At 66.8% G+C, this 24,935-nt stretch carries 21 protein-coding genes and 3 pseudogenes; 11 read left to right on the top strand and 13 right to left on the bottom strand.

Annotation, left to right across the window (positions count from 1 at the left end; all coding sequences use genetic code 11):
• Positions 1–107 precede the first annotated feature (107 nt).
• Positions 108–2,024: a potassium transporter Kup gene (locus BM244_RS08765; RefSeq protein ID WP_254784403.1), complete on the bottom strand. Its 1,917-nt coding sequence runs from the start codon at positions 2,022–2,024 to the stop codon at positions 108–110.
• Between the two features lie 226 nt (positions 2,025–2,250).
• Here BM244_RS08765 and pdeM point away from each other — a divergent pair, with 226 nt between their 5' ends.
• Positions 2,251–2,913, top strand: coding sequence for a ligase-associated DNA damage response endonuclease PdeM (pdeM, locus tag BM244_RS08760; protein ID WP_093398558.1), 663 nt, complete (start codon positions 2,251–2,253; stop codon positions 2,911–2,913).
• Positions 2,914–3,076: 163 nt separating this feature from the next.
• On the opposite strand, the gene msrA is transcribed toward pdeM, so the two are convergent.
• The 4 genes from msrA to pabB form a co-directional block, all read right to left on the bottom strand.
• Positions 3,077–3,736 (bottom strand): peptide-methionine (S)-S-oxide reductase MsrA, encoded by a 660-nt coding sequence (gene msrA, locus BM244_RS08755; RefSeq protein WP_093398557.1) that lies wholly within the window; start codon positions 3,734–3,736, stop codon positions 3,077–3,079.
• Positions 3,737–3,800: 64 nt separating this feature from the next.
• Positions 3,801–3,950, bottom strand: a complete 150-nt coding sequence (locus tag BM244_RS23070) for a hypothetical protein (protein ID WP_175518137.1) — start codon at positions 3,948–3,950, stop codon at positions 3,801–3,803.
• A gap of 354 nt (positions 3,951–4,304) precedes the next feature.
• Entirely contained in the window at positions 4,305–5,504 is a 1,200-nt protein-coding gene (locus tag BM244_RS08750) for a pyridoxal phosphate-dependent aminotransferase (RefSeq protein WP_056054414.1), read from the bottom strand.
• Between the two features lie 50 nt (positions 5,505–5,554).
• Entirely contained in the window at positions 5,555–7,315 is a 1,761-nt protein-coding gene (gene pabB, locus BM244_RS08745; protein WP_093398556.1) for an aminodeoxychorismate synthase component I, read from the bottom strand.
• 80 nt (positions 7,316–7,395) lie between these two features.
• Between pabB and BM244_RS08740 the strand changes: the two genes are divergently transcribed.
• Positions 7,396–8,073: an MBL fold metallo-hydrolase gene (locus tag BM244_RS08740; protein WP_093398555.1), complete on the top strand. Its 678-nt coding sequence runs from the start codon at positions 7,396–7,398 to the stop codon at positions 8,071–8,073.
• 255 nt (positions 8,074–8,328) lie between these two features.
• Here BM244_RS08740 and BM244_RS08735 read toward each other — a convergent pair whose 3' ends face one another.
• Both BM244_RS08735 and BM244_RS08730 read right to left on the bottom strand, forming a co-directional pair.
• Positions 8,329–9,954, bottom strand: a complete 1,626-nt coding sequence (locus BM244_RS08735) for a M28 family metallopeptidase (RefSeq protein ID WP_093398554.1) — start codon at positions 9,952–9,954, stop codon at positions 8,329–8,331.
• Positions 9,951–10,394: an MAPEG family protein gene (locus BM244_RS08730; RefSeq protein ID WP_093398553.1), complete on the bottom strand. Its 444-nt coding sequence runs from the start codon at positions 10,392–10,394 to the stop codon at positions 9,951–9,953. Before BM244_RS08730 ends, BM244_RS08735 begins: the two co-directional genes overlap by 4 nt.
• Before the next feature lie 237 nt (positions 10,395–10,631).
• Between BM244_RS08730 and rpmF the strand changes: the two genes are divergently transcribed.
• The 5 genes from rpmF to BM244_RS08705 all read left to right on the top strand — a co-directional run bounded on the left by rpmF (position 10,632) and on the right by BM244_RS08705 (position 13,692).
• Positions 10,632–10,811 carry a 50S ribosomal protein L32 gene (gene rpmF, locus BM244_RS08725; RefSeq protein ID WP_056054400.1) on the top strand — a complete coding sequence of 60 codons (180 nt, stop codon included), beginning with the start codon at positions 10,632–10,634 and terminating at the stop codon, positions 10,809–10,811.
• Between the two features lie 41 nt (positions 10,812–10,852).
• On the top strand, positions 10,853–11,881 hold the full coding sequence (plsX, locus tag BM244_RS08720) for a phosphate acyltransferase PlsX (RefSeq protein WP_056054397.1): 1,029 nt from the start codon (positions 10,853–10,855) through the stop codon (positions 11,879–11,881).
• The gene (locus tag BM244_RS08715) at positions 11,878–12,846 is read left to right on the top strand and encodes a beta-ketoacyl-ACP synthase III (RefSeq protein ID WP_093398552.1); all 969 of its coding nucleotides are present in this window, start codon (positions 11,878–11,880) and stop codon (positions 12,844–12,846) included. Before plsX ends, BM244_RS08715 begins: the two co-directional genes overlap by 4 nt.
• A 95-nt stretch (positions 12,847–12,941) precedes the next feature.
• On the top strand, positions 12,942–13,241 hold the full coding sequence (locus tag BM244_RS08710; protein ID WP_093398551.1) for an integration host factor subunit alpha: 300 nt from the start codon (positions 12,942–12,944) through the stop codon (positions 13,239–13,241).
• A 7-nt stretch (positions 13,242–13,248) separates the two neighbouring features.
• Positions 13,249–13,692: a MerR family transcriptional regulator gene (locus tag BM244_RS08705; protein WP_093398550.1), complete on the top strand. Its 444-nt coding sequence runs from the start codon at positions 13,249–13,251 to the stop codon at positions 13,690–13,692.
• Positions 13,693–13,804: 112 nt separating this feature from the next.
• Here the strand turns inward: BM244_RS08705 and BM244_RS08700 are convergent, their stop codons facing one another.
• The gene (locus BM244_RS08700) at positions 13,805–14,320 is read right to left on the bottom strand and encodes a Ros/MucR family transcriptional regulator (protein ID WP_217649107.1); all 516 of its coding nucleotides are present in this window, start codon (positions 14,318–14,320) and stop codon (positions 13,805–13,807) included.
• 774 nt (positions 14,321–15,094) lie between these two features.
• Between BM244_RS08700 and BM244_RS08695 the strand changes: the two genes are divergently transcribed.
• The 4 genes from BM244_RS08695 (at position 15,095) to BM244_RS08680 (ending at position 20,011) form a co-directional block, all read left to right on the top strand.
• Entirely contained in the window at positions 15,095–16,903 is a 1,809-nt protein-coding gene (locus tag BM244_RS08695; RefSeq protein ID WP_093399051.1) for a diguanylate cyclase, read from the top strand.
• A 146-nt stretch (positions 16,904–17,049) separates the two neighbouring features.
• Positions 17,050–18,765: a sensor histidine kinase gene (locus BM244_RS08690; protein WP_093398549.1), complete on the top strand. Its 1,716-nt coding sequence runs from the start codon at positions 17,050–17,052 to the stop codon at positions 18,763–18,765.
• The gene (locus BM244_RS08685; protein WP_254784357.1) at positions 18,762–19,370 is read left to right on the top strand and encodes a response regulator transcription factor; all 609 of its coding nucleotides are present in this window, start codon (positions 18,762–18,764) and stop codon (positions 19,368–19,370) included. Before BM244_RS08690 ends, BM244_RS08685 begins: the two co-directional genes overlap by 4 nt.
• 167 nt (positions 19,371–19,537) lie before the next feature.
• Positions 19,538–20,011, top strand: coding sequence for a PilZ domain-containing protein (locus BM244_RS08680; protein ID WP_093398548.1), 474 nt, complete (start codon positions 19,538–19,540; stop codon positions 20,009–20,011).
• A 202-nt stretch (positions 20,012–20,213) separates the two neighbouring features.
• Here the strand turns inward: BM244_RS08680 and BM244_RS08675 are convergent, their stop codons facing one another.
• From BM244_RS08675 to BM244_RS23770, 5 genes and pseudogenes are all read right to left on the bottom strand, one after another.
• Positions 20,214–21,335, bottom strand: coding sequence for an OmpA family protein (locus BM244_RS08675; protein WP_093398547.1), 1,122 nt, complete (start codon positions 21,333–21,335; stop codon positions 20,214–20,216).
• Between the two features lie 119 nt (positions 21,336–21,454).
• Positions 21,455–21,958 carry a DUF2793 domain-containing protein gene (locus BM244_RS08670; RefSeq protein ID WP_093398546.1) on the bottom strand — a complete coding sequence of 168 codons (504 nt, stop codon included), beginning with the start codon at positions 21,956–21,958 and terminating at the stop codon, positions 21,455–21,457.
• Positions 21,959–21,980: 22 nt separating this feature from the next.
• A pseudogene (locus BM244_RS08665) lies at positions 21,981–23,441 on the bottom strand (phage tail protein); the annotation flags it as partial.
• Positions 23,442–23,594: 153 nt separating this feature from the next.
• Positions 23,595–24,071 (bottom strand): annotated as a pseudogene (locus BM244_RS23510) (phage major capsid protein); the annotation flags it as partial.
• A 219-nt stretch (positions 24,072–24,290) separates the two neighbouring features.
• A pseudogene (locus BM244_RS23770) lies at positions 24,291–24,425 on the bottom strand (HK97 family phage prohead protease); the annotation flags it as partial.
• Positions 24,426–24,935 lie beyond the last annotated feature (510 nt).

The following is a 24,935-nucleotide window of genomic DNA, read 5'->3' as shown; positions in this document are numbered from 1 at the left end:
ACGCCCCTCTCCCTTCCCACGGCAAGTGCCGCGGGCCCCTTCCCTCTCCCCGTAGGGGCGAGGGAGCACGCGCTTCCCGCCCCCAAAACCGTCCCCCTGCGCTCGGCTTACACGGTAACCTGTTCGCCTAGTTCCAGCACCTTGCCCGGCGGGATCTTCAGGAAGTCGGTCGGGTCGCTCGCGTTGCGCTGGAGGAACATGAAGATGCGATCCTGCCATGGCGGCATGCCCTTCTCCGCATCGGGCTTCAGCGTGTTGCGGCCGATGAAGAACGACGTGCGCATCGGGTCCAGCCCGAGTTGCTCGGTCTTGTTGCCGACGCCCAGATCGCGCGGCACGTCCGGGGATTCCATGAACCCATAGGTCAGCACGACGATCGAGAAATTCTCGTCGACGCGTTCCACCTTCGCGCGCGACGCTTCGTCGACGAACGGCCGGTCGGCGGTGCGGATGCTGACGATCAGGTTGCGCTCGTGGAGCACCTTGTTGTGCTTGAGGTTATGCAGCAGCGCGCCCGGCGTCGCATGCGGGTTTGCGGTCAGGAACACCGCGGTCCCGGACACACGCTCGGGCGGGCGCTTCTCCAGCGCGGCGGCGAGATCGCTCAGCGGGATGCTCTGGCGCTTCTCGAACGCGCTGACGATCTTCTTGCCGCGCACCCAGGTGAAGATGATCAGCCCGATCGCGGCGGCGATGACCAGCGGCACCCAGCCCCCCTCGATCACGCGCAGGATGTTCGCGCCGAAGAAGACGAGGTCGAGCGTCAGGAACGGCAGGATCGCCGCCAGCGCGAGCGGGCGCGACCAGTTCCAGCGATGCCGAACCACGATGTACGCGAGCAAGGTGGTGACGACCATCGTGCCGGTCACCGCGATGCCGTACGCCGCCGCCATCGCCGACGACGTCTTGAACTGGATCACCAGCACCAGCACGCCGATCAGCAACAGCCAGTTGATCGCGGGCAGGTAGATCTGGCCGGCGAACACCGCGGAGGTCTGGCGGATGCGCAGGCGCGGGAGCAAACCGAGCTGGATCGCCTGCTGCGTCAACGAGAACGCGCCGGTGATGACGGCTTGGCTGGCGATGACCGTCGCGAAGCCGGCGAGGATGATCAGGGCGGGGCGCAGCGATTCGGGTGCCATCAGGAAGAACCAGTCCTGGTTCACGAACGGCACGCCGCGCGCCGCCGCATCCTCGAGCCGCGACAAGGCGAACGCGCCCTGCCCCAGGTAATTGAGCGCGAGCGCCGGGAAGACGAGGAAGAACCAGCCGATGCGGATCGGCAGCTTGCCGAAATGGCCCATGTCCGCAGTCAGCGCCTCGGCGCCGGTAACGGTCAGGAACACCGCGCCGAGCACGAACAGCCCGGTGACGCCGTGGCTCGCGAGGAACGAGATGCCGTAGGTCGGCAGGAACACGCGGACGATCGAGGGTTCGTCGGCGATGTGCCAGATGCCGAGCGCACCGATCGCGACGAACCAGAGGATGCAGACCGGGCCGAACAGCTTCGATACCTGCGCAGTCCCGCGCGACTGGATCAGGAACAGCGCGATCAGGATGCCGATCGTCAACGCACGCACCACGCCTTCGTCGAAGATGTGCGCCGCGCTCGGGATCGTCCGCAGGCCCTCCATCGCGGACAGCACCGACAGCGCCGGGGTGATGATCGCATCGCCGTAGAACAGCGACGCCCCCGCCGCGCCGAGCACGATCGCGATCCGCGACCGCATGCCGAGCGCGCGACGGGCGAGCGCCGCGAGCGCCAGTACGCCGCCCTCGCCCTGGTTGTCGGCGCGCATCAGGAAGATGACGTATTTGACGGTCACGACCAGGAACAGCGACCAGAGCGCGAGGCTCAGCACGCCCAGAATCTCGGTTGGATCGATGCCGCCCGCGGACGTCTGGCCGAGCGCCTCGCGGAAGGCGTAGAGCGGGCTGGTGCCGATATCGCCGAACACCACGCCGATCGCGCCGACGGTCAGCGCGGCGAGCGCCGGATGCGGGTGGAGATGCGCTGCGGACAGATCCGACGGCGCACACGCCTGCGCCCCCCCCTGTCCAGCCGAGCTATCGGCGGACGGTTCGGTCACGACTGCAGTTTGCGGTGTTCCGGCGACGGACGTCATGGCGCGAAGAGCGCTCCTCCTGAGGGGACGGCGCGCTTTACGCCGATTGGGGGCATGCGCAAGTCCTGCTGGTTTGGGGCGATGGCGGGTTGATTCACAGGGCGTGCACCGGCATGGCGAGGAAATGGTTCCCTTTTCGTTCGGCGGGCATACGCTTCTGGCGTTGGCGCAAGGCGCGCTGTTCTGGCCGGAGCGGCGTGCGTTGCTGGTCGCCGACCTGCATTTCGAGAAGGCGAGCTGGTTCGCCAAGCGCGGCCAGATGCTGCCGCCGTATGATTCGATCGCGACGCTGGCGGACCTTACCGCATTGGTTGCCGCGACCGGCGCGCGCGAAGTCTGGTGCCTCGGCGACAGCTTCCACGATAGCGACGGCTGCGAGCGGCTGCCGCAGCGCGCGCAGGACATGTTGCGGGCGATGACCGACGGGACGCGATGGACGTGGATTACGGGCAATCACGATCCAGCGATCCTCGATCGGTGTGGCGGGGACGTCGTCGACGAGGTGGTCGTCGACGGGTTGGTGCTACGGCATGAAGCGGACCGGGCAGAGACGCGGCCGGAACTGTCGGGGCATTTCCATCCCAAGCTTCGGTTGCGGGTGCGGGGGAAGTCGGTCGCGCGGCGGTGTTTCGTGGCGACGGCGACTAAGCTGATTTTGCCGGCGTTCGGGTCGCTAACCGGGGGACTGGATGTGGATCATCCAGAGATCGTGCGCGCGGTGGGGGTTGGGGCCGAGGCCATGGTGCCGGTGGCGGACCGGATGCTGCGGTTTCCGGTTGCTGCCTGACGTTTGTTGCTGGTCAGGTAGACAAGTAAATAAGTACCACCCCGGCGAAGGCCGGGGCCCAATTGCGGGCGGCGTATAACGAAGGTCGTCCGTCGTTACTGCAACCTTTCCAATTGGGCCCCGGCCTTCGCCGGGGTGGAACGCCCTTACGGCAGGTGCAGCCTCAGCTGGAAATCGTCGGAAACGCCGCGCGGAACGCCGCGACCTTGGGCTTGTCCCACATCACGACATACGGGTGCGTCGGGTTCCGGTCGTAGAAATTCTGGTGATACGCCTCCGCCGGATAGAACGTCCCGGTCTCCAGCTTCGTCACGATCGGCCCGGAGAACGCATGAGTCGCCCCGAGCTGCGCGATGTACGCGCGCGCCACCTGCGCCTGCGCCGGCGACTGCGGGAAGATCGCCGAGCGATAGCTGGTGCCGCTGTCCGGTCCCTGGCGGTTCAGCGTCGTCGGATCATGCGCGATCGAGAAATAGACGCGGAGCAGCGTGCCGTAACTGACGATTCGAGGGTCGTACGCGATCCTGATCGCTTCGGCATGCCGAGTCGTCTCGGCGGAAACCTGGTCGTAGGTCGCGGTCGCCTTGGTGCCGCCGTCGTAGCCGGTCGTGACCGACTTCACGCCCTTCACATGCTCGAACACCGCTTCCATCGTCCAGAAGCAGCCGCCCGCGAGCACCGCGGTCTGCAAGCCGGGGGTCGCGGGAAGGTCGGTCTTGGCAGCGGGGATGACGACGGCGCGGGCGCCTTGCGCGGTGCCGGTGGCAATAAACGCACCGGCGATACCGACGGCGGCGAGCGTGGCGAGAAGCGGCTTTTTCATGTTTCGATACATGGGGTTGCCGCTCGTCTTCGCTAGGCCATCGCCATAGTTATCAGATGGGTTGTTATCGCGCGGTGGCGGAAACGCTGTGCTCGAAATGGCTGGCGAAGGTCTGGCGTGCCTCGGCAGGCTGCAGTGCGAACAAGCCGATGGCGCCGAGGACGAAACCGCCGCTGAACTGCCAGAAGAAACTCGACTTTACGATGCTGCGCATGATGCGATCCCAATGAAACCCGGTGATGGCGCCGACCGGATAGGTCGGCGTCAGCTACGTACCGGCATGTCGTAGAGATGCCGGCCAACCACAATGTCGTTTTTAGAAACTCTCGATTAACGCGCCGTGGCCGATGCGTTCATCGTGCAGCAGGCATCGCCCGGCAGAATTGCCGGGAGATGTCGCCGCGTGTCTCGATTGTTGCTCGATCTCGAATTCTCCCCCGGCAGGGGGAGGTGGCTGGCTCTTGCCAGACGGAGGGGGGAGGTAAGGGAAACAAACGTTCCGTTTCCTCCCCCTCCGTCACCTTCGGTGCCACCTCCCCCTTGCGGGGGAGGATCGTTCAGCTTCGTATTACTTCAGCGCGGCGCAGGCCGTCTGGATGCGCGTGCACGCCTCGCGGAGCAGCGCGTCCGACGTGGCGTAGCTGATCCGGAACGCCGGCGAGAGGCCGAACGCGGCGCCCTGCACCACCGCCACCTTGGCGTCGTCGAGCAGATAGCCGACCATCGCCTCGTCGGTGTCGATCAGGCGACCGTTCGGTGTCGTCTTGCCGATCAGTTCGGCGAACGAAGGGTACACGTAGAACGCACCCTCCGGCGTCGGGCAGTGCATGCCGTCGATCTCGTTGAGCATCGACACGACGAGGTCGCGACGGCCCTGGAACGCGGTGTTGCGCTCGGCGAGGAACGACTGGTCGCCGTTGAGCGCCGCTACCGCCGCCGCTTGAGCGATCGAGCAGGGGTTCGAGGTCGACTGCGACTGGAGCTTGGCCATCGCCTTGATTAGCCACGATGCGCCGGCGCCGTAACCGATCCGCCAGCCGGTCATCGCATACGCCTTCGAGCAGCCATTGACGGTCAGCGTGCGCTCGAACAGCTCGGGGCATGCCTCGGCGATGGTCGCGAACTTGAAGCCGTCGTAGACGATGTGCTCGTACATATCGTCGGCGAAGATCCAGACGTGCGGATGCCGCGCGAGCACCGCGCCGAGCGCCTTCAGCTCGTCGATCGTGTAGCCGGCCCCCGTCGGGTTCGACGGCGAGTTGAGGATCACCCACTTGGTCTTCGGCGTGATCGCGGCGTCGAGCGCGGCGGGATCGAGCTTGTAGCCGACCTCGGGGCCCGCCTTGACGATCACCGGCACGCCGCCAGCGAACTGGACGACGTCGGGATAGCTGACCCAGTACGGTGCGGGGATGACGACCTCGTCGCCCGGATCGATCGTCGCGACCATCGCGTTGAACAGGGTGTGCTTGCCGCCGACGTTCACGCTGATCTGGTCGGTGGTGTAGGTGAGGTTGTTGTCGCGCGCGAACTTGGCGACGATCGCCTGCTTCAGCTCGATCGTGCCGTCGACATTGGTGTATTTGGTCTTGCCGTCGCGGATCGCCTGGATCGCGGCTTCTTTCACGAAGTCCGGCGTGTCGAAATCGGGTTCACCCGCGCCAAGCCCGATCACATCGACGCCTGCGCGCTTCAGTTCGAGAACGCGCGAGGTGATCGCGAGCGTCGGCGAGGGGCTGATGCGGCCGAGCGCGGCGGATGCGTGCATGGTGTAACCTTTGCGGTTGTCCGCGAACGTCGCCGCGGAATTCGCGGGCGCTATACGCGCCGATCGGTCGAATTCGCAACCGTAACGATGGCGGGAATGAGCCCGCGGACCGCATTTCCGATGAAGAATCCGGCGGTCAGGTCGGCTCGGGTCAGCAGGGCTTCGGTTGCGCGGCCCGATTCGAGGAGGTCGGCTCGTAATATCCCGGGGAGCAGGCCATGCCGTAGCGGCGGCGTGACGAGTGCTTCGCCGCGCTGGACAAACAAGGAGGTGAAGCTGCCTTCGGTCAGGAAGCCTTCCGCATCCTCGAACACCACCTCGAACGTCCCCGCGGCTTTGCGCGCGTCGTCATAGAACGCCCGCGCGCTCGTCTTGTGGCGGAGCCGGAAGTCGGTCGCGGCGACGGGTAGCAGGACGATCGCAACGGTCGCCTGCGCAGGCGAGTGCGGGAGCGGTGCCGCCTCGATCGCGATCGCACCCGAAGGGCTGAGCAACAAGCGGATGCGGCGGGGGCCGCGCAACCGGAAGGTGGCGGCCTGGAGTTCGTTGCGCGCGGCGTGGCGGTCAAACGTAAATCCCAGGACCTCCGCGCTCGCCTTCATCCGCGCGAGATGCGCTTCGAGGCGGGTCAGGCCGTCGTCGGGATCGAACGCCATAGTTTCGATCAGGTCGAAGCGGCGCTGGCCGGCGGTGACGAAGGCGCCTTTCGCGTGGCATTCGTCCCACTCCGCGTCGCCCACGCTGTCGGCGACGATGCCGGAGCCGAGGCTCATCGTCGCCACGCCGTCTTCGATGGCGATCGTGCGGATCGCGACGTTGAAGATCGCATCGCCGTTCGCATCGAAACGGCCGATCGAGCCAGTGTAGATGCCGCGAACGCGCGCGCGCTCGACCTCGGCGATGACCTCCATCGCGCGTTGTTTCGGCGCGCCGGTGATCGAGCCGCAGGGGAACAGCGCGGTCAGGACGTCCACCGCGTCGCAGTCGGGTTTCAAGGTTGCGGTGACGGTCGAGGTCATCTGGTGGACGGTCGGATAGGTCTCGACGGTGAACAAATCGGGGACCGCGACCTGCGTAGCGACGCGCGACAGGTCGTTGCGCATCAGGTCGACGATCATGAGGTTCTCGGCGCGCTGCTTCGGGTCGGCCGCGAGCGCTTCGGCGAGCGCACGGTCGGCATCGGGCGTGTCGCCGCGCGGCGCGGTGCCCTTCATCGGGCGGCAGGTGAGCGTGTCGCCATCGAGCGCGAAGAAGAGTTCGGGCGAGAGCGACAGGAAGCGCGTCTCGCCGGTATCGATCAGCGCACCGTACCCTGCGCGGGCCTGACTCCGCAGCCGGGCATAGAGCGCGAGCGGGTCGCCGACGAACGGCACGCTGGCGGCGAAGGTGAGGTTGGCCTGGTAGATGTCGCCCGCCGCGATCAGGTCGAGCACGCGCGTCAGGCTGGCGTCGTAGGTGTCGCGGTCGATCAGCGGCTCAGGCGCACCGGTCCAGGCGCCGGCGGGGTCGGGGAGCAAGCCGGCAACGTCTTCGGGCGCTATCGTCCGGTACTCGGCGAACAGGCCGAACCAGAGCAGCGGGCCTTCGGTGCGGACGTCGACTGGCCTCGACGCGAGTGCCGCGCCGGCTTCGTAGGTGAGGTAGCCGGCAGCGTGCAGGCCCTCCGCGCGGGCGTTTCGTAACGCATCGAGCGCAGGGCGGACCTCGGCGAGCGTATCGGCGCGGACGATCCGGACCGGGTCGCGGTACAATCGTGCAGGAGCGCCCCCCTCGCGGGCGTCATCGAGCAAAACGAAGGGCGCGGTCCACATCGCCGCGACTGTTGCACGGGGCACGGGGCAAACCGCAAGCGGCGATTGCTCCAACGGGATCGCTATCCTATTTCAGCGGCATGACAAATCCTCCCCTCCGCGCTGCGCCCCCGCTCCGTGCTGCCATCGTGCCGGTCACGCCGATCCAGCAGAACTGCACGATTATCTGGTGCACCGCGACGATGAAGGCGGCGGTGATCGATCCGGGCGGCGACCTGCCGCGGATCATGGCGGCGGTCGAACAGGCCGGGGTGACGGTCGAGAAGATTTTGCTGACGCACGGGCATATCGATCATGCCGGCGGTGCCAAGCGGCTGTCGAACGATCTCGGCGTGCCGATCGAGGGCCCGCATGAGGCGGATCGCTTCTGGTTGCAGCGGCTCGATCAGGACGGGCCGAAATACGGGATTTCGGGAGTCAATTTCGAGCCGGACCGGTGGCTGGTCGAGGGCGATACGGTGTCGGTCGGGGACCTCGTGCTCGATGTGTACGAGACGCCTGGGCATACCGAGGGGCACGTGATCTTCCACCACGCGCCATCGAAGTTCGCGCAGGTGGGGGATGTGCTGTTCCAGGGGTCGGTCGGGCGCTCGGACATGCCTGGGGGGAATCACGAGACGCTGGTGAAGTCGATCGTCGAGAAGCTGTGGCCGCTGGGGAGCGATACGAGCTTCATCCCGGGGCACGGGCCGGCGAGCACGTTCGCGCATGAGCGGGCGACGAATATGTTCGTTAGCGATCGGGCGCTGGCGGGATAACGTCCGCTTGTAAACCTAGCTGTTCCCCCGCGGAGGCGGGGGCCCAGACTCAACCAGGGGCGGTACGCTTGGCCCCTGGGCCCCCGCCTTCGCGGGGGAACAAGAAACAGGAGCACCACCATTCAACGGCCCCACCCCGGCGAAGGCCGGGGCCCAATTTGGGGACGAAGTTTGGCGTAGGCCGCGCCCCGTTACGACAACCTTTCCAATTGGGCCCCGGCCTTCGCCGGGGTGGTTACCAACGGGGGAAGGGTCTTACTTTCGCTCCCCGGCCGTCTCACCCCGCACCGACTTGAACTCCGAGCCGTCGCGCCATTCCGGCCACGACCGGCTGTTTGCCAGCTTCGTGCCGATCGTCTTGAACAGGTCCACGTCCTGCGCAGCGCCGCGCAGATCCCAGTCCGCGCCCCACGCGTCGCACGTCTGGTGGTAGCATTTCATATAGCCATCGAGCCACGCCTGCCCCGCGGTCCGGCCGCCCGCGACCAGATCGGGCGCGCCGCTGATCGCCATCAGCAGCAGCGTCGGCACACCGCGGCGCGCGACCGAGAAATGGTCGGCGCGGTAGAACAGCCCGCGTTCGGGGAGCGCTTCGGGGGTGACGACGCGACCTTGCGCCTTCGCGGCCTCACCCAGCATGTCTTCGAGACTGTTCTGGCCGGCGCCGACGAGCATCACGTCCTTTGCAGGCCCCGCCGTCTGGAGGATATCGAGCGTCAGGTTGGCGACCGTCTTGGCCGCCGGATAGACCGGGTTCACCGCATAGGTTTCCGAGCCGAGCAGCCCGCGCTCCTCGCCACTCCACAATGCGAACACGAGGCTGCGATCGGTGCGCGGTGCCTTGGCGAAGGTGCGCGCGAGTTCGAGCACGCCCGCCACGCCGAGCCCGTCGTCGTTCGCGCCGGGTCGGATCGTCCGCCCCTGCGCATCGGGCGTGCCAATGCCGTAGGCGTCCCAGTGCGCGCCGAACATCACGATTTCGTCCGCGTGCTTCGTGCCCGGCAGCTTGGCCAGCACGTTCTGGCTTACGGCGGTGTCGTGCCTGACCGGCAGGTCGGTGGTGAACGCCTGCTTCAGCGCGACCGGGCGGAAGTCGCTCCGCCGCGCCGTCTTGCGCAACGCCGCCAGGTCGAGGCCCGAGGCTGCGAACAACCGGGTCGCCGCGCCGCCTTCGAGCCAGCCCTGGAGCATCACCCGCGACTCGGGATCCTTCCGAACGATGTCGTAATTCTCGCCGGCGGGGGCGGTGACGGTGTTCCAGCCGTACCCCGCGCCCGCCGTGTCGTGAACGATCAGCGCGCCGACCGCGCCACGTCGCGCGGCCTCCTCGTATTTGTACGTCCAGCGGCCATAATAGGTCATCCGGCGATCGCCGAACCTGCCCTTCGCATCGTCGCCCGCGACCGCCTCGAAATCGGGGTCGTTGACGAGGAACACGGCGACCTTACCCTTGAGGTCGAGGCCCTTGAAGTCGTCCCAGCCGCGCTCGGGCGCGCTGACGCCGTAGCCGACGAACACCATCGGTGCGTTTGCAATGGCGACGCGGTCGACCCCACGGACGGTGCTGAGATAGACATCACGCCCCTGCACCAGCGCGATATCGCCAGCGCGGACGGTGCCCGAGCCCATCCGGGTGTGGACGAGCGGCACGGGTTGCGTCCAGCTGCCGCCCGGCCCGCCGGGTTGCGCCTTCATCGCCTTGAACTGCGCGATCAACCACGCGATCGTCTTGGTCTCGCCCGGCGTTCCGGGCGCCCTGCCCTCGAACGAGTCGGAGGCGAGCGTCTTGACGTCGGCCGACAGTCGGTCCGGCGAGACTTGCGCGAAGGCGGGGGACGCAGCCAGCAGGGTGGCAGCACCCACAAGACGAAGAGCCCTCATGCACGGCCACCCGACGGCACGACCTGGAAGGTCTTGGCGGCCGGCACGCTGTTCGCCTGATACGCGATCGTCAGCGCCCACCCGGCCAGCACCGCCATCAGCGCCCATGTCGCCAGCGCACCCCCGGCCCGCGGCACGCTCGACGTCGTGCGGTCCATCCCGAAGGCGTGGGCGATTCGCGCGATCACGAACACCGCGCCGGCGATCCACAGCCACAGCGTCGATCCGCCGGCGAGTTCGATCAGGCCGATCAGGATCAGGATGAACGGCGCGTATTCGGTGAAGTTGGCGTGCGCGCGCATCCGCGCCTGCAGGCGCTGGTTGCCATCGTCGCCGATCAGCACGCTCTCCTTCATGCGCATCGGCACGATTCGGAAGGCGAGCCACAGGTTGACGACGGCGGCGGCCGCCGCGATCGTCAGCGTTACGGGTAATATCACGGCGTTGCCCCTCGAATATCGTGTCTTTTGTCAGGCGTATGCCCTGCCACTGGACATCAGGGGTTGCAACGTGGGGGGCGGAAGCTTGCAACGCGGGGTGAAATCGCTATAGCGCCACGCTTCGCGAGCGTCAGGCCGCATGGGTTGCTTCAGGCGGCCGGCATTCTTGTCGGTTGCCTGTGTCCCGTGTCCGGACGTACTCGGAGCCCCGACCTTTAGATTGAACAAGGTGCCGAAATGGCCGTCCCCAAAAGAAAAACCTCGCCCTCCAAGCGCGGCATGCGCCGTGGCCACGACTCGCTCACGATCGCGTCGTTCCAGGAATGCCCCAACTGTGGCGAACTGAAGCGTCCGCACAACCTGTGCGGTTCGTGCGGTCACTATAACGGTCGTGAAATCCTCTCGATCGAGGGCTGAGGCTTCCGTCCGGAACCTCTAACTTGAACGAAGGATAAGCGATGCCCGACAGCGGCTGGATCGCGGTCGATGCGATGGGTGGCGATGACGGGCTGGCAGTGATGCTCGCCGGTGTCGCCCGCGCGCGTCATCAATTCGAGGGCATGCGCTTCCTGCTGGTCGGCGACGAAGCTGCGATTCGCGAGGGGCTGAAGGCCCATCCGAACCTGTCGCAGCACTCGGAGATCGTCCACGCGCCGGAAGTCGTCGGGTCGAGCGACAAGCCGACCCAGGCGATTCGTCGTGCCAAGAAGACCTCGATGGGCATCGCGATCGATCTGGTGAAACAGGGTCGCGCCGCCGCCGCGGTGTCGTCGGGCAATACCGGCGCGCTGATGGCGATGGCGAAGCTGTCGTTGCGGATGCTGCCCGGGATCGACCGGCCGGCCCTCGCGGCGCGTCTGCCGACGCTGGGCGACACCGACATGGTGATGCTCGACCTCGGTGCGAACACCGAGTGCGACGCGCGCAACCTCGTCCAGTTCGCGATAATGGGCGCTGCCTATGCGCGCACCGCGCTCGACATCCCGCACCCACGCGTCGCGCTGCTGAACATCGGCAGCGAAGACATGAAGGGTACGGACGAGATTCGTGACGCGGCAGCCCAGCTGCGCGCGACGCCGGCCGTGGACATGCAGTTCAACGGCTTCATCGAGGGCGACCGTCTGTCGCGCGGTGAGGTCGACGTCGTCGTGTGCGACGGCTTCTCCGGCAACATCGCGCTCAAGACCGCCGAGGGCACCGCGCGATTCGTCGCCGACCTGCTCAAGCGCGCGTTCCGCAGTTCGGTGCGCTCGAAGCTCGGCTTCCTGATCTCACGCCCGGCGACCGAATTGCTGCGCGATCACCTCGATCCCAACAATCACAACGGCGCGGTATTCCTCGGGCTCAACGGCATCGTCGTGAAGAGCCACGGCGGCGCCACCGAGCGCGGCGTCGCGACCGCGATCGGCAACGCCGCCAAGATGGTCCGCAACGATCTGGTGCGGCGCATCGCCGACGATCTCGGCAGCGTGGAGAAGGCGGCATGATCCGGTCTGTGGTCATCGGCACCGGCTCCGCCCTGCCCGCGCGTCGCGTCTCGAACGCAGAACTCGCGGAGCAGGTCGACACCAGCGACGAGTGGATCGTCGAGCGCACCGGCATCCGCTTCCGCCATATCGCCGGCGAAGGCGAGACGACCGCGACGCTGGCAGCCGACGCATGCAAGGCTGCGCTCGCCGCCGCCGGTATCGAAGCACAGAGCATCGACCTGATCGTGCTCGCCACCGCGACGCCCGACCAGACCTTCCCGTCGAGCGCCACCAAGGTGCAGGCGATGCTGGGCATCGACGACTGCGTCGCGTTCGACGTCGCCGCAGTGTGCTCGGGCTTCCTGTACGCGGTCCAGGTCGTCGACAGCATGATCCGCAGCGGCGTCGCCAAGCGCGCGCTGGTGATCGGTGCCGAGACGTTCAGCCGCATCCTCGACTGGGAAGACCGGACGACCTGCGTGCTGTTCGGCGACGGCGCCGGTGCGATCGTGCTCGAGGCGCAGGAGACCGCGGACGACGGCGGTCGCGGCATCCTGACGACCAAGCTGCACGCGGACGGCCGTCACAACGAACTCCTCTATGTCGATGGCGGCGTCTCGACGACCGGCACCGTCGGCAAGCTGCGCATGAAGGGCCGTGAGGTCTTCCGCCACGCGGTCACCAACCTGGCCTCGGTGATGACCGAGTCGCTGGCGATGGCCGGGCTGTCGTCGGACCAGGTCGACTGGGTCGTGCCGCATCAGGCGAACGCCCGGATCCTCGACGCGACCGCGCGCAAACTCGGCCTTGCACCCGCCAAGGTCGTGGTGACCGTCGACCAGCACGCCAACACCTCCGCGGCCTCCGTTCCGCTCGCACTGGACGTTGCGGTGCGTGACGGACGTGTCCGACAAGGACAGATCGTCGTGCTGGAGGCGATGGGCGGTGGGTTTACCTGGGGTGCGGCGGTTATCCGCTTCTAATCCTTTCGAAACCTGCCGCTTCACTTGTAGAACAAAAGTTCTTCCGATCGCATCCGCGCATGTGTAGGAGAAGCGCCGAGTCTGGGAGCTTGCGAATGACGATGACCGGTACTTTGACGCGGGCCGATCTGGCCGAATCCCTCCACCGCGAGGTGGGATTGTCGCGCGCTGATTCCTCGAAGATCGTGGAACAGATCCTCGCGGAGATGTGCGGCGCGCTGTCCGAGGGCGAGAACGTCAAGATTTCGGGGTTCGGCACGTTCGTGCTTCGCGACAAGGGCGAGCGCGTCGGTCGCAACCCCAAGACCGGTATCGAGGTGCCGATCGCACCCCGCCGCGTCCTGACGTTCCGTGCGAGCCAGATGATGCGTGAGCGCATCGTCGGTGCCGACTGATCCGGACATGCCCGCTCCTGCCGACGACGGCGTGCATTCCGTCGCGGTGACGGATTCCCCGGCGAGGATCGGCGCGATCGGAAAGACCGATACCGCGTTTCGGACGATCGGCGAGGTGTCCGCAGAAACCGGATTGCCCCAGCATATCCTGCGCTATTGGGAAACGCGATTTCCCCAGCTGCGTCCGCTACAGCGCGCCGGAAACCGCCGCTATTATCGCGGAGAAGACGTCGCGCTGGTTCGGCGGATCGATATCTTGCTCAACCGCGATGGCTATACCGTCCGGGGTGTCCAGCAATTGCTCGCCGCGGAAAAGCCGACGCCGGCTACCGCCTCCACAGAGCCCGCACCGATGCCGGCGCCTCCCGTTCCGGAGGCGAACCCGCAGATGGTGGCGTTGAAGGCGATCCGCGCGTTGCTGGCCCAGGCCCTGATCGAGGACGTTGCCTGAATTGGTCGAGCGCGCGTCCGGTGCCTTTGCTCGGCGACCCGGATGCAGGCACGCCGACCCAGTTCACGGGATAGCCAAATAGCGGGGGAAGGCGCGCCCTCCCCCGATTGGCTCAGGCGTCGCTGCCGAGCGTCTTCTTGGCGGCATCGAGCGCGGCCTTGCCCGTCTTGCGCACCGTCTTGACCGCCCCATCGGCAGCCTTTTCGACGGTCGTACCAGCCTTGCGACCAAGACCGATCGACTTCGCCATCGCCCGACGCGCTTCCGAATAGGTCGCAGCGACCATCGGATAGTCCGGCTTCAGGTTGAACCGCTCGCGATACTGCTCGGGCGTCAGGCCATTGGTCGACAGATGCCGACGCAGCGTCTTGTACTTCTTGCCATCGAGCATCGAGACGATGTGATCCGGCGATGCGAGCGACTTGCGCACCGAAACCGCAGGTTCCGATACTGGCGTTGCATCGGCTTCAGGCTCGACTTCACCGGTACCGGCAAGTTTCGCCACGGCCGCATGCATCGCGAGCAGGAATGCCGGAACGTCGTCTGCCGCAGTGCGGGTATTTGGGTTGGCAAGCCATGCGGCTGTGAGTTCGGCAGCCAGTTCGACCGTATTTATTGTATCCGTCACGCTGTGTCCTTGAATTCGTCGTAAGCCCCCCACATCCGTCTCCTACGACTTTACGCAGCGAATGAACACCAACGTTTAGTCGATCACAAATATTAAAATTCTCGTCATCCGACAGACAGGAAAACACGCGAGAAGCTTAGAACGGATCGACTGCCGCCAAATCACCTTCGATCGATGAATAGTATCGGGCACCATCGTCGTCAGCGACGTTCAAGAGCCCGCTGACCCCCGGATAGATCAGCTATGCTGTCGAGTTCGACAGTACGGCATCTTCATCCCGTATAGTTCCAGGAATAAATTTCACCGAACCGGGAACGATCGCGGCAGCAGCCATTCTACGCTTGCAAGGGGCACCATGTCGTTTGTTATGCTCGCACCCGCAACGCTCCCCAGCCTGACGTGAAGCACGGCGTCCCCGTGGCTGTGCTTGACTGTGCAACCGCTATTCGCGGCGGCGCTGCTCGGGCCCGGCGTACCGACCATGTGCATCGAATTGCTCTCGACCGTCCGAACCGACCCGTGACGGTGATCACCCGCAGAAACAGTATTGCCCAATGAACGTCCGTCGGCCGATGCATCGTGAGCGGGGCATGGTGCTCGGTATCGGATGTCTCCCGTAAAGATTACTGTTCTGAAAACCATCCGACAGTTACTGCGTCGATCATACAAATGTTAGGCCAATCCGACACATGTCAAAAGCGCATCGTTGAACGCTTTTTGCGCATCGTTACGTAGCGTTAACTTGCTGATAGCAAAGTCATGCTATGCCGCGTCATGCGCTTGGTAACGATCACGAACTGGGCGTACGGCATCACCGTCGCGTTGACGCTTGCTTCGGGCACCACGATGCTGCTGGCGTCGTCGGCGCAGGACCGCGAGCGTGCCGCCGTCAACCAGCGCTACGCGCTCGACCGGGCGACCGCCTCGATCGAGGACGACGTGCTGGCGCTCAGCGAACTGGCGCGGCAATTCGCAATCAACGGCGAGACCGCCGATCTGCTGGCCTTCCAGCGGGGACGGGCCGAGCTGCGGCCGATCGAGCAACGGACCAGGCACATCCGCGATGCGGGCGCAGGCGAGGACGAACTCGCCAGTCTTCACCAGGCGCTGCGATGGGCGGATGCCTTGCAGGCGCAACAGCAGCAGGCCGTCGAAGCGCGCCGTCGTGACGATCGAACCGCCGCGGTCGGCATCCTGTTCGCGCCCGAATACGAACGAGAGCTCGATCGCTCGCGCGCTGCCGTGGAGCGTTTTCAGTACCGCCTGGACCAACGCACCGGCGACGAACTGCGCGCCGCCGAGTCGACCGCGCGGGCATGGCGCTCCGCCTCCGAAGCGATGCTCGCAATCACCGGGCTGCTGTTCCTGTTCGTGCTGTATTTCGTGTTTCGCCGACGCGTCCTTCATCCGGTCGTCAGGCTTAGCGACGTGATCGGTCGCCTCGCGGCGCAGGATTACGATGCCGAGCCGCCGAAGTACGAACGGATCGACGAGATCGGCGACATGGCCAAGGCGCTGCAGGTATTCCGGGAGAACGGGATCGAGCGCCAGCGGCTCGAGCAGGAACGCGATGTCGATCGGGCGGTCCGCGACCTGCTGTCGCGCATGACGCAGCGCATGCAGGGCTGCGATACCGTTGCCGAACTCGAGACGGTCGTTAGCCGGTTCGTCCCGAAGGTCGCGCCCCACCTCGCCGGCTGCCTGTTCCTGCTCGATACGACGCGCAACGTCTATGTCGCGGGCTGCTCGTGGCTGGATCCAGCGCATTCGACCGTCGAGTTCTCGCCCTTCGCCTGTTGGGGCGTCAGGCGCGGCGCCGCGCATCGGCCGTCGGGGGACGCCTTCGACGTGCCGTGCGACCACATCGTCGGCGACGCGCTTCCCGACAGCGTGTGCCTGCCCCTGGTTGGCCAGAACGGGATGCTCGGGCTGCTCTATTTCGAACGGCGCGACGACACCGACAGGCCGACCCTCGACCAAGTCGGACTCAACGACGTGTATCTCCAGATGCTCGCCGAGAATATCGGCCTGGCACTCGACAACCTCCGCCTGCGCGAGGCGCTTCGATCGCTCGCGATGGCGGATCCGCTCACGATGCTGCCCAACCGACGCCAGCTCGACGACGTCCTCGCGCGCACGCTCGTCGATGCCGAGCGCAACGGAACTCCGGTGAGTTGCGCGATGATCGACATCGATCATTTCAAGCGGTTCAACGACGATCATGGCCATGACGCGGGCGACGCGGTGCTCCGCGCGGTCGGCGCGACGCTGAAGGATGCGGTGCGCGACGCCAATCTGGTGTTTCGCTATGGCGGGGAGGAGTTCCTGCTGCTGCTGCCCGGCCTGACGGCGGACGTCGCAGCCGACCGTGCCGAGGACATCCGGGCGCGCATCGGCGCGATGCGCGTCCAGTATGAAGGGCGCGATCTCGGGCCGGTCACGGTATCGATCGGCGTTGCCGGCGCACCGCTGCACGCCGACTGGCAGTCCGTCGTGCAGACCGCCGACGCCGCACTGTTCCGCGCCAAGCAGGCGGGGCGCAATCGCGTCCTTCCCGCCACCGCGAGGCAGCGCGTCGCATAGGCCTGCCCCGATCGACCAGGTCGCGCGCCCGCTACCTTGCCGTACGCCATCATACCCCACCGCAAATATTGCAAGCCCCCGGCTGGATCCGTTCCGGGATTTGCCCGGATAGGCGATGAGGCTCGGATCGTGCACAACGCGGCTTGATGAGCATTCTCGCCCGACCCGATGCAACGCCGCGCCCCCATGCCCACCCGCTCAGCGCGACGATGCGCGCCGCGAGGACGCCGGTCGCGACGGGTGCATCCTCTCGGCCGGTGCGCGAGCCGACCGCGTTCGCGCGCGCCAAGCTCGCCGCACGCAGTCGTGCCGCCTTGCCGCGCGCAGCCGACCTCCCCTGGCTGATCGGCTACGCGCTCGCGTTCCTCGCGATGCATCACATCGCCGCCGAATGGGGTGGCCGCGGGTTCTACTCGCTTCTCTACCCCGCCGCGGGTTTCCGGATCGCGTTGCTGTGGCGCCGTGGACCACGATTGACGCTCGGGATCGTCGTCACCGAAGTCCTGGTACAGCTCGCCACCGGCGTCATCGATCTCCGCTCGGCGGAATGGGCGACGCAACTGATCGGCGTCGTCCGACCACCGCTTGTCTACGGCCTGGTCGTCCTGGTCGTCCGCAAGATGGCGGATCGCGCACAGACCAGCCTGAGCGTGGCACCGATGCCGCTCGGCCTCGCCTCGGTCGGCGCGCCGGTCGCGGCGGCGCTCTCCGCTTTGCCGTGGTCGCTGTTGCGCCCGGATCTCACCGGCGTCTCCGGGCTGCGCGAGACCTTCGCCTCACTGACCGGTTTCGTGGTCGGCGACCTGCTCGGCGTCCTGCTGCTCGCACCGCCCTTGCTATGGCTGGTGGAACTCGCGACCGGCACCGGATCGCGACCATCGCGGCCGCGCCTCGCACCGGTCGCCGAGGCCGTGCTGGTCCTGGCGGCGTCGTTCGCCAGCGAAATCCTGCTCGCCAGGATCGGTCTCGGGACACCGCTGACGCCGGTGCTGCTGTCGGTCGCGTGGATCGGCCTGCGCTTCGGCCGCACCGCGAGCTGGCTGGCGATCCTGGTCGTCGCGGCGGTAGTCCTGCCGCAGACCGCGATGCCGATGCGGATGGACGCACGGCTGGCGCTGCACATGGGCCTCGCCTCGGTCATGGTCGTCGGTTATCTCGCGGGCAGCTTCGCCGATGCGCAAGCGCGGGCGCGGACCGATCTCGAACGCCGCGATCGCCTGTTGTTCCAGGCCGAGCGCCTCAAGACCCTGCGCGCCATGTCGGTCGCGGTCATCCACGAGATCAGCCAGCCGCTCTCGACGCTGGCGATCGAGGCCAAGCACCTGCACGAACTCACCGTCTCCGCCGATGTCGAGATCGCGACTACCGCCGCGCTGATCGATCGCAAGGCCGCGGCACTGTCGACCCTGGTCCGCAGGCTGCGCCGGTTCGGCGGCCGCACGGTCGACGAACCGACCCCGCTGCCGCTCGCCGCGCTGATCGATACGGTCGCCGCGCTGGCGCAGCCGGAGGCGAAGTCGCATAACGTCCGGCTGGCGATCGACGCGGTCGACCCGGACCTCGTCGTGCTCGCCCAGGAAGTCGAACTGGCGCAGGCGATCGTCAACCTGGTCCGCAACGGCGTCCAGGCGTGCGGCAAGGGCGAGGTGACGCTCACCGCGACTCGCGACGACGGCCAGGCGCGGATCGTCGTGGCGAACCGGTGCCGGACGGATCGCAATCCGCAAGCGGGCATGGGGGTCGGCGTGCTTGTCGCCCGCGCGATCGTCGAGGCGCACGGCGGCAGCCTGACACGCGTGACGGCGCCCTCCGGCGAGACGCGCGCGACGATCGCCCTACCCCTCATGGGACAGTTTGCATGACCGACATGGCTGCGGGACCGATTGGTGGAGAAGGCGGCGGATTGGTCTATGTCGTCGACGACGATCCCGATCTCGGTGCGGCCGTCGCGCGATTACTGTGCCGCCACGGCCATGTCGCCAAGCCGTTCCTCGATCCGGCGCCGTTGCTCGACGTCTATGCGGACGCGCCCGCGCACTGCATCGTCACCGACGTGATGATGGGCGATATCGACGGGTTCGATTTCGCCGATCGCGTGCGGATCGCCGATCCGGCCGTCGCGATCGTCTTCATGACCGCATGGCCGACCACCGCCAACGCAGTCGACTCGGTGCGTCGGTACGGCGGCCTCGACTATCTGGAAAAGCCGATCGACGAGGATCGACTGATCGCCGCGGTCGGCGAAGGTGTCGCGTGGTCGAAGGTCCAGCAGGCAGCCCTGGCGCGCACCGCCACGCTGACCCCGCGCCAGCGCCAGGTGTTCGACCTGCTCGTGAAGGGGCACAACAACCAGGCGATCGCTGCCTCGCTCGATATCAGTCCCAAGACGGTCGAGGATCATCGTGCTGCGATCGTCGCGAAGACCGGCACCAACGGCATCGCCCAGCTCATCGCACTGGCCCGCTGACCCGCCGACCCGCTGACCCACTGACGTTCGCCTCCGCCCGATCCTCCTGACATCGACCGGCACAACGTTGATGTAGATCGGTATATTTCCCGGATTGGACGCGGCGGTGAACTCGGGGACACCGATCGGCGAAGTTGCATCGTCAGATCGGATATCGCTTGCTCGCTATGAAGGAACTCTCGGTTCCCTGCCGGATGAACGTGACCGGCCGATGGTCGGATGCCCATATCCACGACGTCTCGGACAAGGGCATGCTCGTTTCCAGCATCGAGCCGCCGGCGATCGGCACCTATGTCGACATTCGGCGCGGCACGCTGGTCATCATCGGGCGGGTCGTGTGGAGCGGTGGCAGGCGCTTCGGCGTGCGGACGCAGGACCCGGTCAGTCTCGCGGCCCTGCTGAGCGAGCCCGTGCTCGACAGTCGGCCTGCGTCCACAGACCGCCGCAGCCTCAAGCGCGAGCAGGCGGCTCGCCGCCATTCGGAACAGGCAGACCGCAACAGACATCGCGCGTCGCTCTTCCAGTTCATCTGCCTGACGATCATCGGATTGGGGATCGCCTGCTTCTCCGCATCCTACTGCTACCGCGCGCTCGCGGTGCCGCTCGGGTCGGTCTCGAACGTACTCGGCGCGGCCACCTGAGGCTTTCCTCACACGGGCAGCACTGGCCGACGGTTCGGCGCGCAGCCCGTGTCGACCGCCAGATGCCGTGACCGCGGGAAATCCTGCGACGATACCTAGCATCCCCGCCGATCCAGCACGCAAAAGAAAAGGGAGACCGGCTTCACGCCGACCTCCCCGATCTTCATTCCGTAACCGACCCGAGGGCCGGTTGGCGAAAGTCTTACTGGCCCGAACCCGGACCGTAGGTGACTTCCACGCGACGGTTCTGCACTTCGCGAACGCCATCGGCGGTCTCGACGCGCGGACGGCTCTCGCCGAATGCTTCCGTCGAGATGACGCTGTCCGGGATGGCATGCGAAGACAGATATGCCTTCACGCCATCTGCGCGACGCTGCGACAGACCGACGTTGTACGAAGCCGAACCCGACTTGTCCGCGTGACCTGCGAGCATGACCTGCGCGTTGCCGCACGACTGGTACTGCGTGATCGCGTTGTCGAGGATCGACGCTGCCTCTGGCGTGATGTCCGACTTGTCCCATTCGAAGAACACGATGAACGGACCAGGCGAGCAGACCACTTCGACCGGCGCCGGCGGCGGCGGCGGGGGAGGAGGCGGCGGGGGCGGCGGCGCAGGCGGCGGCGGCGGAGCAGCAGGCTCGCCGAAGTTGTACGTCACACCACCAAGGATGCTGTGCGAACGATAGCGACCGTCGAACACGCGGTTCGAAACGTCGACCAGCTTGACGTTCTCGGCGTTGAAGAAACGATACTTCAGCGTCGCGTCGATGTGGTCGGTCAGCGGTGCACGGATACCGGCAAGACCCTGATACGCGAACACGGTGTCCGAGTCGTTCAGGAAGTCGCCGTTGTTGTTGAGTGCGTACTGCGCCTTGACGCGAGCAACACCAACACCACCGCCGACGAAGCCCTGGATGCCATCGTCCGGACCGAAGTCCAGAAGGCCGTTCAGCATGAAGCTGAGTGCCGACGAGGAACCACCGGCATAGTCGTAGCTGCCAGCAGCCGCGTTGCCGCGAACGCCGGTTGCACCGAACACAGGCGTGGTCGTCGACGACGTGTAGCCGTCCACGGTTGCCTTACGGTAGCCGACTTCGGTTTCGAGGCGGAAACCGCCAAAGTCGTAGCCCATTACGGCGTCGACATCGTAACCATAGTCATGATCGACAGAACCGGCCTTGCTCAACGAGCCGATATCATAGTCGATGTCTTCAACGATCATCGCACCGCCTTCGACGCCTACGTACCACGACTTGTCGCGGGCGAGGGCGGGAGTGGCGAGTGCGGTGGAGGCGAGTGCCAGAACGACGGCAAGCTTCCGCATACTAATCCCCTTTCATGAGTGTCACACGGACATCGCAAACTCCCTATCCTCGGGCTTGTTTCCACGCAAGCTGACAAAAGTTAGAGGTGTTGCCGGAACGACACAGTTTTCGGGGTGTTTTAGCCCGTAATCAGTCCGTGCCCCCGCAAAGCTCCCAATATGGCGCCAATCGCGGTCCGCGCCTGACTGTCGACGATGGTGCCGCCGGTCGGATCGGGAATCGCCGCGCGCCGCGCCCCGACCACGTCGACTCCGCCAATCGTCACGCGCGTGCCGGCCAGCACGCCGGTCGTCCACGCGCCGCCTGCGAACCGTGCCGCCTGTGCGTCGGCGACGCTCCACGCCGTCATGCCTTCGCGCGGAACGACGAACCGCCAGCCACCGCTCGTCCACCCTGCGATCGCCCGTGCCTGTCCCGCCCAGCCGCCGGTCGGCGCGGAGCCAACGATCCAGGCGTTGCCCGCCACCGGCGCGACCGGCGGCACGTTGGTTCCCACCGCCAGCACGCTCGCCTGCACCGCCAGGTCGAGCAGCGCGAGCGCCTCGTTATGCGTCGTTTCCTTTTGCGCCTGTGCCGGCTGCAGCATCGGCAATGCCAGCCGCGGTGTGTGGTCGTCGCTCATTATTCGTTCCCCCGTTGGTGAATCACGCCGGTACGATCAGTTCGGTCGGCAGCGATTCGCCGAACACGCCGCGCTGCCGCACCGTCACGCTGGCCGACCCCGCCCGTTCCGCTGCCGTCACCGACACGACGGGGGCCACGACCTCGACGTCGCGCGCGCCGGAGGTGGTCGAGATCGTTACGCGGTACGCCTCGCCTTCCTCCGAAAGCGGTGCGTCGACCCCGTCGATCCAGCGCCACCCGGCCCTGCTCCGTCGCGTCCAGCGCACCGTGGCGCTTCCGTCCGCCTCGCCCACGCTCCGCATATGCACCGGGGCCGGCGGCACCACCGAGGCCCCGCGCATCACGCACCGCGTCTCGACCGGCGTATCGTCGCCGACTCCGGAAGCGATCACGCGAACCTCACGACCCAGCACCGACACCGGCAGGTCGAACGCCCGCGCCGCGCCCGTTTCGAGCAGCACGAACCGGTCCCCGACGATTTGCGCGCCGGTCGCCGGCTCGGTCCCCCGCCGCCCGCGCAGCAATCCGCTCAGCCGCCACCGCGCACCGCCCAGCGGTTCCGCCCGCCCGAACTGCACCAGCTCGTCCCCCAGCAAAGCCAGGTTCGTCCCCCGATCGAGCGCCGCCGCATCCGCGTCGCCCAGGTCCATGGCCGCATGCGCAAGAACGACCTCGAACGCCCCCCGCAGATCGATCAGCGTCGCCGGTGCGCCGGGCGCCACCACCGCGATCGTCCCGATCACCGCGGGCGCAGCCGTCGCCCCGGCCGCCACCCAGCTCACGCCATCGTCGATGCTGTAGAGCAGGGCCGCCTGCCGCCAAGCCACGCCCGTACCGGCTGCAACCACCGTCATCCGCGGCGCACTCAACGGAGCCTCCTCCAATCCAGGCACCTCGAACGCCCGCACGATCGTCGCCCCGACGACCGCATCCACCGCCCCCGAAACCCGCCCGCTCGTCGCACTCGCCGGCAACGAAGCCACCACCAGCGGCACCAGCCCGAGCGTCGTCACCATCCCCTCGATGCTGACATCAGCCACTCGCCACGTGCCGCCCTCCCCCGCAATCGTAACGCAAGCCCCCGGCGCGATCGCCATCGCCCCGAACCCGGTCGCAATCGTCCGCCGCACCCGTCCAGCCTCGGCCCGCGCCAGCATCGCCTCCGCCACCGTCTTCGCCGCGCCCGCCTCCAGCACCGCCGGCACCTCGACGCGGTCGTCACGCACGCCCGCCCCCGGTCGCCGCGCCCGCTGCACGCCAGCCTGATAATCGCGCGCCGCGTCGTAACAGCCGACCGTCACCGTCCGCGGCACCGTCTCGATCGCAGCGACAGCCCGAGCCCGCCGCACGCCCTTCCCCTCAACCGCAAACCCCTCATCCGCCACGACGACCGTCGCCGCCGCGGCATCCCGCATCACCAGTCCCGCGCCGGACGGTACGAACCAGGCCCCACCAGCCTGCCCCAACATCTCCAGCACCGCCCGCACGCTCCCGCCGGACGCCGCGAACCCGCCCACCGCCAGCGCCACCGTCCCCGAAACCTCCCCCGCGAGCGCCTTCGCGATCGTCGACACCAGCACCTGCCCCTCGTCCGCGATCACCTCGAACGTCAGCGAAGGAATCCGATTCCCGAAACCCGACACGAAAGCCGCCCCCTCGGCCTTCGCAAACTCCATCGCGATCTCGCCCGCCAGCCACTCCTCCACATCGAAAGCAGCATCGTCGAGCATAGCCTGGCTAGCCGAAGGATTGGCATACAGCTCCCCCGTAGGCGGCGCGATCTCGACGAACACCGGCGAAGCCGTCTCCGGCCGAGCCGCATTCTCCGCCGCCCAACCGGACGGCGTACCGCCCGTGGTCACGAGCTTGCGATACCCGGCCGACCCTACCTTCACCACATTGGCGATCGACCGGATCGGCGAGATTCCCTTCAGCAAAGTATCGATCTGAGCATCGATCTCCCGCGGCACCGCAAACCCGCCCGCGTCGCCGGTTACCCCGGTAAAAGCCTTCATCTCCAGCGTAGCGCCAGTCCGAACGAACCCCGCAAACGCCGCATTCTGCATCAAGGGGGAAGCCCCCGCCAAAACCGGCCGGTCAACAACACTCATGTCCATCTCCTCGCGTGAAACGAAAAAAGGCGCCCCGCAGGACGCCTCATGAAACTCTCTGAAACCCTCGCCCCTCCGGGGAGAGGGAGGGGCCCGCGCGCCCTTGCGCGTGGGAGGGAGAGGGGAGTGAGGCACGAAACCCCCGCGCCAAAGCCCCTCACCCTTCCGTCGCCAAGCGGCTCCTCCCTCCCTTTCCCCGACAGGGAGAGGGACAAGCCGCTAAGGCACCACCTCAACCCGAGCCAAAGCCTGCATCGGCACAGCCACCAAACTAACCTCCACCAGCGCCACCTCCAGCAACTCCCGCCGAACCCCCTGCCGCACGGACGTCGCCCGATACCCAACAGACAACCCAACTGGGCCCCGGCCTCCGCCGGGGTGGCACTCGCTCTTTATAAGAGGACGAACGCCCCATCCCGTTCCCCCGCGAAGGCGGGGGTCCAGGAATCAAGCAGGACGTCGCTGGTGGCCTCTGGGCCCCCGCCTCCGCGGGGGAACTAGAAAGGGCGGAAGCTGAATGGAAAGTCGAACACCGCGCGCCCCACTTCCTCCAATCGTCACTTCCCCCAATCCCGGCCCCAGCCCCACCCCCAGCCCCGGGCCGGGGTCCGGGCTCCAAACCCCACCCGTCCCCGCACCCTTACCTCCACCCCGGCGGAGGCCGGGGCCCAATTGGCAAGGCCGCAGTAACGACCCACCCGCTCAGTCGGCAACGCCTTCCAACCGAACCCCGGCCTCCGCCGGAGCGGTGCCGTCGAGCAAGGCCTCGATGGATCATCAACCAGATTTCGATCCTCCCCCGCCAGGGGGAGGATCGTCAGGCTACCCAACATCCACCGCCCCCAACCGAAGCAACATTTGCCA

This window comes from Sphingomonas sp. OK281, from assembly GCF_900115295.1.
Classification (GTDB): Bacteria; Pseudomonadota; Alphaproteobacteria; order Sphingomonadales; family Sphingomonadaceae; genus Sphingomonas.
The sequence above is the reverse complement of the archived record's forward strand: the minus strand, read 5'-3'. Positions and strand labels throughout refer to the sequence as shown.